A 13,225-nucleotide genomic window follows, 5' to 3' on the forward strand; every position below is an offset into this window, starting at 1 on the left:
TGTTCGTCACGTCCCCGTGCGGAAGGCAGGCTTCCATGGCGAGCTCCCAGGTCCCCGTCATCGATCTCGGCCCCTGGCGCTCCGGCGGCCCCGCCGAACGCGCCCGGATCGCGGGCCGGGTGGACGAGGCGCTGCGATCGGCGGGGTTCCTGCTGGTCACCGGGCACGGGGTGGACCCCTGCCTGCCCGCCCGGATCCGCGAGGCCGCGAGGTCCTTCTTCCGGCTGCCGCCCGAGGTGAAGCAGCCGTACGCGGTCAGCGTCGGCGGACGGGGCTGGCTCGGCCCCGGCGCCGAGGCCAACGGCTACGCCGAGGGGACGGCCTCGCCCCCCGACCTGAAGGAGTCCTGGTCCTTCGCGGCCGACGAGCCCACCGGCGTGCCCTCGGTGGACGCCGAATGGTTCCGGCCGAACGTCTGGCCCGCCGAGGTACCGGGCCTGCGGGAGCCCGTGACCGCTTACCTGGCGGCGATGCGGGCCCTCTCCGACGAGCTGCTGGAACTGCTCGCGGTGGCCCTGGCCCTGCCGGAGGACCACTTCACCCGCCACACCGGCCACCCCACCTGGGGGTTCAACCTCAACTGGTACCCCGGCGCGGAGACCGTCGGGCAGCCGCTGCCCGGACAGTTCCGGATCGGGCCACACACGGACTTCGGCACGGTCACCGTCCTGGACCGCGAGGAGGGCGCGGGCGGGCTCCAGATCCACACCGATGCCGACGGCTGGCAGGACGCCCCGTACGATCCGGCGGCGCTCACCGTCAACATCGGAGACCTGCTGGCCCGCTGGACCGGCGACCGGTGGCGGGCGGGCCGCCACCGGGTCCTGCCGCCACCGGCGCACGCCCCGGCGGAGGAGCTGGTCTCGCTGGTCTACTTCTACGAGTGCGACGCCCACACCCGTGTGGAACCCCTGCCCGCCCCGGTGGGCCGGGTGGCGCACGAGCCGGTCGACTCGCACGCCTACCTGCGCGCGAAGCTGGACCAGATCACCGTCGGCTGAGCCCGGCCGCGGCCCGGCCCCGATTACCCCTGGTCGCGGCCGGTTCGGCAGGATGGGGGGCATGACCGAGATCCGCACCCCCCGCCTGCTCCTGCGCCGCTGGACCGACGACGACCTCGTCCCCCTTTCGGAGATCACCTCGGATCCGGAGGTGATGCGCTGGATCGGCGACGGCTCCGTCCTCGACCTGGACGGGACCGCCGAGACCATCGAGCTCTGGGAGGAGGAGTGGGACGACGAGGGCTTCGGCGTCTTCGCGGTCGAGCTGCTGGCCTCCGGCGAGCTGATCGGGGCCGTCGGCCTGTCCGCCGCCGATGACGACCTGCCCCAGACGCGACACCAGGTGCAGATCGTCTGGCGCATCGGCCGGCCCTTCTGGGGCCAGGGCTACGCCTCCGAAGCGGCCCAGGCCACCCTGGAGTTCGCCCTCCAGGACCGCGGCCTCGACCGGGTGGTCGCCGTCAACCGGGCCGGCAACGACGAGTCCGCCAACGTGATCCGCAAGCTCGGCATGGCCCAGGACGGCGAAGCCGCCGACCCCGCCACCGGAGCGCCGGTCACCCTGCACAGCCTCGACCTGACCGAATACGCGGGCTGATCCCGGAGCCCCGTGTCCGGGGTCAGGGTACGGTCAGGCAGAAGTCGGACTTTGGCTTGCCATAAGATCGTCTTATGGGGGCATAAACGGGAGGCGGGTACGGGGTTAGGGTCGCCTTAGTTTAGGGTTTCCTTGATCAGTCAGATTGTCGGTCGAAGGGAACCCAGTCATGCCTCGCCCTCTGCGGGTAGCAATCGTCGGCGCCGGCCCCGCCGGTATCTACGCGGCCGACGCGCTGCTGAAGTCCGAGGCGGCTGCCGACCCCGGTGTCTCCATCGACGTCTTCGAGCGCATGCCCGCCCCCTTCGGCCTGATCCGCTACGGGGTCGCCCCCGACCACCCCCGCATCAAGGGCATCATCACCGCCCTGCATCAGGTCCTCGACAAGCCGCAGGTCCGCCTCTTCGGCAACGTCGACTACCCCGGCGACATCTCCCTCGACGAGCTGCGCTCCTTCTACGACGCCGTGGTCTTCTCCACCGGCGCCACCGCCGACCGGGCCCTCGGCATCCCCGGCATCGAGCTCGACGGCTCCTACGGCGCCGCCGACTTCGTCTCCTGGTACGACGGCCACCCGGACGTGCCGCGCACCTGGCCGCTGGAGGCCGAGAAGGTCGCCGTCCTCGGCGTCGGCAACGTCGCCCTCGACGTCGCCCGCATCCTCGCCAAGACCGCCGACGAGCTGCTGCCCACCGAGATCCCGCCGAACGTCTACGACGGCCTCAAGGCCAACAAGGCGCTCGAGGTCCACGTCTTCGGCCGCCGCGGCCCCGCGCAGGCGAAGTTCAGCCCGATGGAGCTGCGCGAGCTCGACCACTCGCCCAACATCGAGGTCATCGTCAACCCCGAGGACATCGACTACGACGAGGGCTCGATCACCACCCGCCGCTCCAACAAGCAGGCGGACATGGTCGCCAAGACCCTGGAGAACTGGGCGATCCGCGACATCGGCGACCGACCGCACAAGCTGTTCCTGCACTTCTTCGAGTCCCCGGCCGAGATCCTCGGCGAGGACGGCAAGGTCGTCGGCCTGCGCACCGAGCGCACCGAGCTCGACGGCACGGGCAACGTCAAGGGCACCGGCGAGTTCACCACCTGGGACGTCCAGTCCGTCTACCGGGCCGTCGGCTACCTCTCCGACGAACTGCCCAAGCTCCCCTGGGACGTCGAGTCCGGCACCGTCCCGGACGAGGGCGGCCGCGTGATGGAGGGCGGCGAGCACATGGCCTCGACCTACGTCACCGGCTGGATCCGGCGCGGCCCCATCGGCCTGATCGGCCACACCAAGGGCGACGCCAACGAGACCGTCGCCAACCTCCTCGAGGACCACGCCCGGGGCCGGCTCCTCACCCCCGCCGCCCCCGAGCCGGAGGCGGTCGAGGCCTTCCTCGCCGAGCGGCAGGTCCGCTACACCACCTGGGAGGGCTGGTACGCGCTGGACGCCGCCGAGAAGGCGCTGGGCGAGCCGCAGGGCCGCGAGCGCGTGAAGATCGTGGAGCGCGAGGAGATGCTCGGGGCGAGCGGCGCCTGAGACGCCGCCCGGCGACCGGTGGGGCCCGCCCCGGGCGGGCCCCACCGGCGCGTGCGGGATCAGTCCCGGATCGAGGTGATCTTCCGGGTCGCCAGGTCGGCCTGGACGTGGACCGTGGTCGTGGTGGTGCCGCTCCAGGTCAGGGTGATGGCGGCGTTGGTCTTGCCCATCCCGCTGTCGACGGAGGTCACCTTCCACTTCAGCGGCACGTTCTGCGCGCGCAGCACCCCGTCGGCGTGGTTGGCGTCCTCCCACTGCGTCAGCTCACGCCGCAGGGGCTCGGAGAGGTAGAAGGCGCGCAGCTGGTCCGCGGTCCGGCCGTCGCCGTCGTAGACCGCGTCGATGTAGGAGCCGTAGAAATCGGCGATCCGGGTGAACGCGCCTTCCGGGCTGCCGGAGACGGACGGCGGCGCGGCGGCCGTGGCCGAGGTGCCGGAGACGAGGGCGAAGGAGAGGGCGGCCGCACCCGCGGTGGCGGCGAGGGCTGCGGACGTGGCGCGCTTGGACGGGAACTGGAGCATCGGTCGGTACCTTTCCCCTGATCGCGTGCTGCTGCCGGTACGGTCCCCGGCTGCCCCGGAAGACGCGGACACGACGGCAACAGGTTCTCCTTGTCCCGGAGATGGCGGGATTTCGCCCGTACGGGTGATCTGTTCCCCCGGGTCCGGGCGGCGGCGGAATGCGGTGGAGGGGCCGGAGGTTGCGAAGGACGCGATATCCGACTCCGTACGCACTGGAGAGCTCATGAAGATCGGCATCATCGGCGCCGGCAACATCGGCGGCAACCTCACCCGCCGGCTCACCTCCCTCGGTCACGAGGTCCGCGTCGCCAACTCCCGCGGCCCCGAGACCCTGGCCGCCCTCGCCGAGGAGACCGGGGCCACCCCCGTCACCGTGACCGAGGCGGCCCGCGGCGCCGAGATCGTCGTGGTCACCGTCCCCTTCAAGAACGTGCCCGGACTGCCCGCCGGAATCTTCGAGGGGGCCGCGGAGGGCTTCACCGTCATCGACACCAACAACTACTACCCGCGCGAGCGCGACGGCCGCATCGCCGCCGTCGAGGACGAGGGCCTGACCGAGAGCCGCTGGATCGAACGCCAGCTGGGCCACCCGGTCGTCAAGGCCTTCAACGGCACCTACGCGATCGACCTCCTGGAGCGGCCCCGCCCCGCCGGCGACCCGGACCGCATGGCCCTGCCCGTCGCCGGTGACGACGAGGGGGCGAAGAAGGCCGTCCGCGCGCTGATCGACGAGCTCGGTTTCGACACCGTCGACGCGGGCGGCATCGACGACTCCTGGCGCCAGCAGCCCGCCACCCCCGTCTACGGGCTGCGCGCGGGCGTCGAGGGGGTCACCCGCGCCCTGGCCGAGGCCTCGCCCGTCCGCACGCCGGAGTTCAGCGGCTGAGCACCGGGGCGGCGGCCCGGACCCCGGACTCCGGACTCCGGATCCGGCGGTCCGGGCCGCCGCCCGTCCGCGTTCGGCTGCCCGGGGAAGGATCCACTTGGCAGACTGTGCGATGTGACGACCATGAGCAAAGGCGCCAACCTGCCGGTCGCGGCAGCCTCCGTCAGAGCCGTGCTCGGCTGGTCCGCGGGGCCGGGCGTGCCCGACGTGGACGCGTCCGCGCTGCTGCTGACCGGCCGCGGACGGGTCCGCTCCGACGGTGACTTCGTCTTCTACAACCAACCCGGGCACGCCTCCGGCGCCGTACGCCACGCGGGCAAGCGGCCGGGGGCCGACGCGCTCGAGGTCGACCTGGCCGCCCTGGAGCCGGACATCGAGCGCGTACTGCTGTGCGCCTCCGCCGACGGCGGCACCTTCGGCCAGGTCCCCGGGCTCCGGCTGCGGCTGCTCGACGCGGTGTCGGGGGCCGAGGTGGCCCACTTCCCGATGGAGGCCGGGCCGGAGACCGCCCTGGTGGGCGGGGAGCTCTACCGGCGGGCCGGCGCCTGGAAGTTCCGGGCCGTCGGCCAGGGGTACGCGAGCGGCCTCGCGGGACTGGCGACGGACTACGGCATCACCGTGGACGACGCCCCGCCGGCCCCGACACCCCCTCAGGCCCGGGTGCCCGGGCGGTCTTCCGCGCCGGCTCCCGCCCCGGCCCGGCCCCCGGCCGCGCCCACGTCCTGGCCCGCGTCCGCGCCGAACCCCTCCCCGGCCCCGGTCCCGGCCCCCGAGCCGGTACGGCCCTTGGCTCCGGCGGCCACGCGAGCTCCGGCCCCAGCCCCGGCCACGCTCCCCGGTACCGGCCCGGCGCCCGCCGAGGCCGTCGTACGCCTGGTCAAGGGCGAGGAGTGGCTCCCGCCGGAGATGCGCGAGCGCCTCTCGCTGCGCAAGGAGCAGGTGGCCGTCAGCCTCCGCAAGGCCGGCGCCACCGACGTCACCGCCCGTGTCGTCCTCGTGCTCGACGCCTCCGGTTCGATGAGCACCCTCTACGCCCGCGGCACCGTGGCGGGCGTGGTGGAGCGGATGGCCGCGGTCGCCGCGCAGCTGGACGACGACGGCGAGATGCAGGCCTGGACCTTCGCCACCAACCCCGCCCGGCTGCCCGACCTCGCCATCGGCGACCTCCCGGAGTGGCTGCGGCTGCACGTGCGCGTCGGCCAGATGAGCCTCTTCGGCCGCAACAAGCCGCCCAAGGGCCTGCTCCCCGGCCAGGTGGACATGCGGCAGGTGGGATTCCAGAACGAGGAACAGAAGGTCATCGCCGAGGTACGCGCCTTCGTCCGGGCCCACCCGGTGCCCGCGCCCACCCTCGTCCTGTTCTTCTCCGACGGCGGGGTCTACCGCAACGCCGAGATCGAGCGGGAGCTGCGGGAGGCCGTGGAGGAGCCGGTGTTCTGGCAGTTCGTCGGCCTCGGCAGGGCCGGCTTCGGCGTGCTGGAACGCTTCGGCACCATGCCCGGCCGCCGGGTCGACAACGTCGGCTTCTTCGCCGTGGACGACATCGACCGGATCCCGGACCCCGAGCTGTACGACCGGCTCCTGTCGGAGTTCCCCTCCTGGATCCGCGCCGCCCGGCAGGCGGGCATCCTGCGCTGAGCCTCCCGGCCCCCGCTGGCGCGGGCATCGGACGGACCCCTTGACCCAGGGCTGGTCCAGACCAATCATGGGGCGTCCGCCCGTTCGCTCGCGCCCCACCGGGAGCCTTCGTTGAGACTGCGTCAGCATGCCCTCCGCCGCTTAAGCGCGGCCTGCGCCACCCTCGCCACCGCCGCCGGACTGCTCGCCGCCGCCGGCGCCGGGCCCGCCCAGGCGGCCACTCCCCGCGCGGCCACCCCACTGCCCGCGCACGTCTTCGCCCCCTACTTCGAGGCGTACTCCTCCGACAGCCCCGCCGACCTCGCGCAGAAGTCCGGTGCGAAGTACCTGACGATGGCCTTCGTCCAGACCGAGGCCAAGGGCTCCTGCACCCCGTACTGGAACGGCTCCACCCAGCAGCCCGTCGCCGACTCCGTCTTCGGCGCCGACTTCGCCGCGATCCGCGCGCGCGGCGGCGACGTCATCCCCTCCTTCGGCGGCTACGCGGCCGACAGCGGGGGCACCGAGATCGCCGACAGCTGCACCAGCGTCGACTCGATCGCCGCCGCCTACCAGAAGCTCGTCACCACCTACGACGTCAGCCGCCTCGACATGGACATCGAGGACAAGTCCCTGACCGACAAGGCGGCCGTCGACCGCCGCAACCAGGCGATCAAGAAGCTGCAGGACTGGGCCGCCGCCTCCGGCCGCCCCCTCCAGATCTCCTACACCCTCCCCACCACCACGAGCGGACTCGCGAGCAGCGGACTGGCCGTCCTCAAGAGCGCCAAGGCCGCCGGGGCCAGGCTCGACGTGGTCAACCTGATGACCTTCGACTACTACGACGGCGCCGCCCACGACATGGCCGCCGACACCCGCACCGCCGCCACCGGCCTCCACGACCAGCTGGCCGCCCTCTACCCGGACCGGACCCCCGCGCAGCTGTGGGGCATGATCGGCGTCACCGAGATGCCGGGCATCGACGACTACGGCCCCGCCGAGACCTTCACCACCGCCAACGCCACCGCCGTCTACGACTGGGCGGTGTCCAAGGGCATCAACACCCTCTCCTTCTGGGCCCTCCAGCGCGACAACGGCGGCTGCCCCGGCACCGGCGGCTCCGACACCTGCTCCGGCATCGCCCAGGACCCCTGGTACTTCACCCGCACCTTCGCCCCGTTCACCGGCGGCGGCGGACCGGCCGCCGACGACTTCTCGGTCTCCGTGGCCCCCGGCTCCGCCTCCGTCGCCCCCGGCGGGACCGCCACCGCCACCGTCTCCACCCAGGTGACCTCCGGTGCGGCCCAGCCCCTCGCGCTGACCGTCTCCGGGGCCCCCGCCGGCGTCACCGCCACCCTCACCCCCGACTCGGTCACCGCCGGGGCCACCGCGAAGCTCACGGTCGCCGCCTCGGCCACCGCCGCACCCGGCACCTACCCGCTCACCGTCACCGCCGCCGGGAAGACCAGCCACGGCGCCGCCTTCACCCTCACCGTCTCCGGCCCGGGCGGCGGCAGCGGCGCCCTCGTCAACGGCGGCTTCGAGAGCGGCTCCCTGGCCCCCTGGACCTGCGAGAACGGCGGCGCGGTCGTGACGGCCCCGGTCCACGCGGGCACGTACGCCCTCCAGGGCAACCCCGACTCCGCCCACACCGGCGAATGCGCCCAGACCCTCACCCTGGCCCCCAACACCGCCTACGCCCTCAGCGGCTGGGTCCAGGGCAGCTACGCCTACCTGGGCGTCCGGGGCGGGGCCAACGCCAGCACGTGGACCAGCGCCACCGGCTGGACCAAGCTGACGGTGCCCTTCACCACCGGCGCCTCCGGAACCGTCACGGTCTACCTCCACGGCTGGTACGCGCAGGGCCCCGTCCGCGGCGACGACTTCGCCGTGAACCAGGCGGGTTAGGCTCGGCCCACCGCCCGGCTCCGTACCGGTCCACCGAGGGAAGGAAACCCCCGCATGCCCGGCCCCGCCGTCCTCCGGATCCTGCGCGCCGCCGACCGCAGCGCGGTGCCCTGGAAGAACGGCGGCGGGGTCACCCGCGAGATCGCGGCCGCGCCCGAGGGCGCCGGGACGGAGGACTTCGGCTGGCGGGTCAGCCTCGCCGAAGTCGCCGCCGACGGACCCTTCTCGCAGTTCCCGGGAGTCGACCGCACCCTCACCCTCGCCGAGGGCGCCGGCATGGACCTCACGGTCGCCGGCGCACCCCGGCGCGTGGACGAGCGGTACGCGCCCTGCGACTTCCCCGGGGACGAGCCGACCGGCTGCCGGCTGCTGGGCGGTCCCGTGGTGAACTTCAACGTGATGTACCGGCGCGGCCGCGTCGAGGCGCACACCGCCGTCGTCCGGGGCGTGCTCCCCCTCTCCGCCCCGCCGGGCACCACCCTCCTGGTCGTCGCCCTGGACGGCCCGGCCCGGCTCGACCACCCGGAGGGGCCCGTCGAACTCGGCCCGTACGACGCCGTCTTGCTGCAAGCCCCGCCGGAGCCGTGCCGGGTCCGCACCGCAGGCCGGACGGCCGTCGTCGCACTGCGGACGTCCGGCACGGGCGATTGAGCCGGTGACAGGGGTGTTTCGGACAACCGTTCCCGCACGCTTGGGTCAAGGGCCGGTAAAGCGCCATGCTGGCGCGCATGTCGTCGAACACGCACGCGCCGAACGTGAATCCGATGCGCGACGGGGCCGCGCCCAGCCGGCGAGCCCTGCTGCGCACCGCCGTCGCCGGTACGGCCGCCGCCGGATCCGTCCTCGCCCTCGGCTCCGCCTTCCCCGCCTCCGCCGCCCCGTCGCCGGGCACCGCCGGCCGCCCCACCACACCCCGGCAGGCCCTGCGCGAACTGGAGGCCGGCAACCGGCGCTGGCGCACCCTCCGCGAGGAGCACCCGCACGAGTCGCCGTCGACCCGGCTGCGGCTCGCCACCGGGCAGCACCCCTTCGCCGTCGTCCTCGGCTGCGTGGACTCCCGCGTCCCGCCCGAGCTCGTCTTCGACCAGGGGCTCGGCGACCTGCTGACCGTCCGCTCGGCCGGCGAGGTACTGGACGAGGCCGTGCTCGGCAGCATCGCCTACGGGGTGCTGGAACTGGCCGTCCCCCTGGTCCTGGTCCTCGGCCACCAGTCCTGCGGTGCCGTCGGCGCGGCCGTCCACGCCGACGAGACCGGCGGCCGGCTCCCCGCCCACATCCAGTACCTGGCCGACCAGATACGCCCGTCCATCGACCACGCACAGCAGGGCGACGCCCGCGTCGCCGCCACCATCGACGCCCACGCCCGCCGCACCCGCGACCGGCTCGCCGCCGAACCCGACCTGGCCCGTGCGGTCTCCGCCGGCCGACTCGTCGTGGCCGCCGCCCGCTACGACCTCCGCGACCAGCGAGTACGCACCCTGGTCTAGGCCGTCTCTTCCGGATCTCGCCTGGCCCGCGCCGCCCGGCACCGCACCTCTCCCCCAGCTACCGCTGGGAGGTGCCCCCAGCCTTGGCGGGGCACCAAGTACGTCCAGTACGGCGGCGCCCCGCCAAGGCGCCGATGCACGGCACCGACCGACGCGGGCTTAACCGGCAAGATCCGAAAGAGACGACCTAGCCCCAACTCCCCACCGTCCGGCGGCCCCGGGGAGATACGGGCACCGCACCCCGGGCAGAATCGAACGGTGATCACGACCGAATCCGAGACGGACCCCTTCGACGAGCACCGAAGGCTGCTCTTCGCCACCGCCTACCGCATGCTCGGTACCGTCAGCGACGCCGAGGACATCGTCCAGGACGCCTGGCTGAGCTGGAACAAGGCCGACCGCTCGGAGGTGCGCCACCCCAAGGCGTACCTCGTGCGCACGGTCACCAACCTCTCCCTGAACCGCCTCACCTCCGCCCGTGCCACCCGGGAGGAGTACATCGGCCCCTGGCTCCCGGAGCCCCTGCTCACCTCGCCCGACGTGGCGCAGGACCGGGAGCTCGCCGAAAGCGTCTCCATGGCGATGCTGGTCGTCCTGGAGACGCTCTCGCCCCTGGAACGGGCGGTGTTCGTGCTGCGCGAGGTCTTCGGCTTCTCGCACGCGGAGATCGCCGGCTTCCTCGACCGCGAGGAGCCTGCCGTCCGGCAGATCTCCTCCCGTGCGCGCAAGCACATCGCCGCCCGGCGGCCGCGCTTCGACACCGACGCCGCGGAGCGCGAGCGCGTCACGGACCGCTTCCTGACCGCCTGCGCCGGGGGCGACATCAACGCCGTCCTGGAGATGCTCGCCCCCGACGTGACCGCCTGGTCGGACGGCGGCGGCAAGGTCAGTGCCGCCCGCCGCCCGCTGTACGGGCCCGACCACGTGGCCCGCTGGCTCTTCGGCGTGCTCGCCAGGCCCGCCAACGCCGGGGTCACCGTCACCCCCGCCCTGATCAACGGGGAGCTCGGCGTCCTCGCGGAGCTGGACGGCGCCCCGACCGCCGCGCTCACCTACGACCTGGAGAACGGCCTGGTCCGCAACCTCCGCATCCAGGTCAACCCGGACAAGCTCGCGGGCCTGCGCCGCTGAAGGACCGCCCTGCCCTGCCCTGCCCTGCCCTGCCCTGCCCAGGCCGGGCCGGGCCGGGCCGGGCCCGGTCGGCCGGAAAAAACTCCGTCCCTCCTGTCACATCCGCAGGCCGGACCGCGTCAGGGTGGTGTGAACAAGAACAAGACCGCTCTCGCCGCCCCGCTCGCCGCCGCCCTCCTGGCCGCGGCCGCCACCACCGCCACCCCCGCCGCAGCCGCGTACGGCAGCCCCTGGCACAGCGCCTGGGGTACCTCCCCGCAGGCCCCCACCCACACCGACTGGTTCCCCAACTGGTCCGAGGAGGGCTTCGCCGACCAGTCGGTGCGCCAGGTGATCCGGGCCGGGGCCCAGGGCGGCGAGCTGCGCGTCCGGCTCTCCAACGCCTACGGCAAGACCCCGCTGCGGCTGACCGGCGCGACCGTCGCCAAGAGCGCCGGGGGCGCCGCCGTCCGGCCGGAGACCGTCCGCACGCTGCGTTTCGGGGGCGCGGGCTCGGTGACCCTCCCGGCCGGCGCGGAGCGGTCCAGCGACGCCGTCGCCCTGCCCGTCCAGGCCTTCGAACAGCTCACCGTCACCCTGTACTTCCAGGGCCCGACCGGCCCCGCCACCTTCCACAACGTCGCCATGGCCACCTCCTTCCGGGCCGCCGGCAACCACCTGCGCGACTCCGCCGCGGACGCCTTCTCGGGCGCGGACGGCCAGAGCTTCTCCTGGTACTACCTGGCCGGGATCGACGTGCTGGACCCGGCCGCCCCCGGAGCGCGCCGCAGCGCGGTCGTCACCTTCGGGGACTCCCTCTCGGACGGCTTCGGCGCCACCCCCGGCGCCGACCGCCGCTACTCCGACGCCCTCGCCGGACGCCTCGCCGCCCAGGGGGCCGCGCGGCCGGTGCTCAACGCGGGCATCGGCGGCAACAAGGTGCTCACCGACTCGCCCTGCTTCGGCGAGAGCGCCCTGAACCGCTTCCGCCGCGACGCCCTCGGCCGCCCCGACACCGCCGCCGTGATCGTCCTGGAGGGCACCAACGACATCGTCCAGCCCGACGGGGTCCAGGACCGCTGCACCACCGGCCCCCGGGTCACCGCCCAGCAGATCATCGCCGGATACCGCGAGCTGATCCGCGAGGCCCACGCCCGCGGCGTCAGGATCATCGGCGGCACGGTCCCGCCTTACGCGGACTCCGCCTACTGGACCGCGCAGGGCGAGCAGGTGCGGGCCGAGGTCAACCAGTGGATCCGCACCAGCGGAGCCTACGACGCCGTCGTGGACTTCGACCGCGCGGTGGCCGACCCGGAGCACCCGGAGAAGCTCAAGGCCGACTTCGCCTTCGCCGACCGCCTCCACCTCAACGACGCCGGCTACCGGGCGATGGCCGAAGCCGTCGACCTCAACGCCCTCTAGGGCAGGGGCAGGCCGGTCACCACCGCGGGTGGTGCGCGAGCGAGACTCAAGCCCCCCGCGAGCCGGGCACCAATCGCGCACCACCGCAGCTGGCTACTTTTCGAAGGACCGCCCGCACGTCCAGCACCAAAGGGGGAGGCACGTGGACAACGCGCTCACCACCCGCCGCATCGCGGCATCCTTCGAGGACCTCGTAGGCGACACCCCGCTCCTGCGGCTCCAGCTCGACGGTCTGCCCGCCACCGCCCGGGTCCTCGCCAAGCTGGAGGCCGCCAACCCGCTGTCCAGCATCAAGGACCGGGCCGCCCTCTTCATGCTGCGGGCCGCCGAGGAGTCCGGCGCGCTGGTGCCCGGTGCCACCGTCATCGAGTCGACCTCCGGCAACACCGGCATCGCCCTCGCCGCGCTCTCCGCCTCCCGCGGCTACCGGTGTCTGATCGTCCTTCCCTCCAACGCCTCCAGCGAGCGGGTGCTGACCCTGCGCATGCTGGGCGCCGACGTCGAGTTCACCGACCACACCCTCGGCTTCCGCGCCTGCGTCGAGCGCGCCGAGGAGCTGCACGCGCAGATGCCCGGCTCCTGGTACGCGCGCCAGCACGAGAACCCCGACAACGTGCGCGCCCACTACGAGACGACCGGGCCCGAGATCTGGCGCGACTCCGGCGGCCAGGTCGACTACCTGGTGTGCGGGGTCGGCACCGGCGGCACCCTCACCGGCATCGCACGCTACCTCCGCGAGTGCAACCCCGCCCTGAAGGTGGTCGCCGTCGAGCCCGCCGGCTCCGCGCTGCTCTCCGGCGGCGCGCCCGGCCCGCACCGCATCCCCGGCCTCAACGGCGGTTTCATCAGCCCCGTCACCGATGTCCACCTCATCGACGAGGTGATCGCCGTCGACGACGCGGACGCCGCCGCCACCACGCGTGCCCTCGCCGCCCGCACGGGGCTCCTCGTCGGGATCTCCGCGGGCGCCGCCGCGTACGGCTGCCTCGAACTCGCCCGCCGGCACGACCTGTCGGACGCGGTCGTGGCGACCGTGTTCGCCGACAGCGGCGAGCGCTACCTCAGCTGGTGGCCGGAAGACCACACCGCCGGCCGGCCCTGAACGGCCGACCGGGCCCCGCCCCCACCGTCCGCACCCCGACGC

12 protein-coding genes are annotated in these 13,225 nt (G+C 73.7%); 11 read left to right on the forward strand and 1 reads right to left on the reverse strand.

The window, feature by feature from the left end; all coding sequences use genetic code 11:
* Positions 1 to 35 precede the first annotated feature (35 nt).
* The 3 genes from B4U46_RS31875 (at position 36) to B4U46_RS31885 (ending at position 3,130) form a co-directional block, all read left to right on the forward strand.
* Positions 36 to 1,001 carry an isopenicillin N synthase family dioxygenase gene (locus B4U46_RS31875; protein ID WP_079431071.1) on the forward strand — a complete coding sequence of 322 codons (966 nt, stop codon included), beginning with the start codon at positions 36 to 38 and terminating at the stop codon, positions 999 to 1,001.
* A 61-nt stretch (positions 1,002 to 1,062) separates the two neighbouring features.
* Positions 1,063 to 1,599, forward strand: coding sequence for a GNAT family N-acetyltransferase (locus tag B4U46_RS31880; protein WP_079431072.1), 537 nt, complete (start codon positions 1,063 to 1,065; stop codon positions 1,597 to 1,599).
* A 169-nt stretch (positions 1,600 to 1,768) separates the two neighbouring features.
* Positions 1,769 to 3,130, forward strand: coding sequence for an FAD-dependent oxidoreductase (locus tag B4U46_RS31885; protein ID WP_079431073.1), 1,362 nt, complete (start codon positions 1,769 to 1,771; stop codon positions 3,128 to 3,130).
* 59 nt (positions 3,131 to 3,189) lie between these two features.
* Here the strand turns inward: B4U46_RS31885 and B4U46_RS31890 are convergent, their stop codons facing one another.
* Positions 3,190 to 3,651, reverse strand: a complete 462-nt coding sequence (locus tag B4U46_RS31890; RefSeq protein WP_079431074.1) for a hypothetical protein — start codon at positions 3,649 to 3,651, stop codon at positions 3,190 to 3,192.
* 223 nt (positions 3,652 to 3,874) lie between these two features.
* Between B4U46_RS31890 and B4U46_RS31895 the strand changes: the two genes are divergently transcribed.
* The 8 genes from B4U46_RS31895 (at position 3,875) to B4U46_RS31930 (ending at position 13,183) form a co-directional block, all read left to right on the forward strand.
* The gene (locus B4U46_RS31895) at positions 3,875 to 4,537 is read left to right on the forward strand and encodes an NADPH-dependent F420 reductase (RefSeq protein ID WP_079431075.1); all 663 of its coding nucleotides are present in this window, start codon (positions 3,875 to 3,877) and stop codon (positions 4,535 to 4,537) included.
* Positions 4,538 to 4,660: 123 nt separating this feature from the next.
* On the forward strand, positions 4,661 to 6,175 hold the full coding sequence (locus B4U46_RS31900; RefSeq protein ID WP_079432123.1) for a VWA domain-containing protein: 1,515 nt from the start codon (positions 4,661 to 4,663) through the stop codon (positions 6,173 to 6,175).
* 111 nt (positions 6,176 to 6,286) lie between these two features.
* Positions 6,287 to 8,062 carry a glycosyl hydrolase family 18 protein gene (locus B4U46_RS31905; protein WP_079431076.1) on the forward strand — a complete coding sequence of 592 codons (1,776 nt, stop codon included), beginning with the start codon at positions 6,287 to 6,289 and terminating at the stop codon, positions 8,060 to 8,062.
* 54 nt (positions 8,063 to 8,116) lie between these two features.
* The gene (locus B4U46_RS31910) at positions 8,117 to 8,713 is read left to right on the forward strand and encodes a HutD family protein (RefSeq protein WP_079431077.1); all 597 of its coding nucleotides are present in this window, start codon (positions 8,117 to 8,119) and stop codon (positions 8,711 to 8,713) included.
* A 77-nt stretch (positions 8,714 to 8,790) separates the two neighbouring features.
* Complete coding sequence (locus tag B4U46_RS31915) at positions 8,791 to 9,549, forward strand: carbonic anhydrase (protein WP_079432124.1); 759 nt, start codon at positions 8,791 to 8,793, stop codon at positions 9,547 to 9,549.
* 258 nt (positions 9,550 to 9,807) lie between these two features.
* Positions 9,808 to 10,680, forward strand: coding sequence for an RNA polymerase sigma-70 factor (locus B4U46_RS31920; RefSeq protein ID WP_079431078.1), 873 nt, complete (start codon positions 9,808 to 9,810; stop codon positions 10,678 to 10,680).
* A 129-nt stretch (positions 10,681 to 10,809) separates the two neighbouring features.
* Positions 10,810 to 12,081, forward strand: a complete 1,272-nt coding sequence (locus tag B4U46_RS31925; protein ID WP_079431079.1) for an SGNH/GDSL hydrolase family protein — start codon at positions 10,810 to 10,812, stop codon at positions 12,079 to 12,081.
* A 142-nt stretch (positions 12,082 to 12,223) separates the two neighbouring features.
* A complete protein-coding gene (locus tag B4U46_RS31930; protein WP_079431080.1) occupies positions 12,224 to 13,183 on the forward strand; it encodes a PLP-dependent cysteine synthase family protein in 960 nt (319 codons plus the stop codon).
* Positions 13,184 to 13,225: the final 42 nt, after the last annotated feature.

Origin of the sequence: Streptomyces katrae (assembly GCF_002028425.1) — a bacterium.
GTDB classification, from domain to species: Bacteria; Actinomycetota; Actinomycetes; order Streptomycetales; family Streptomycetaceae; genus Streptomyces; species Streptomyces katrae_A.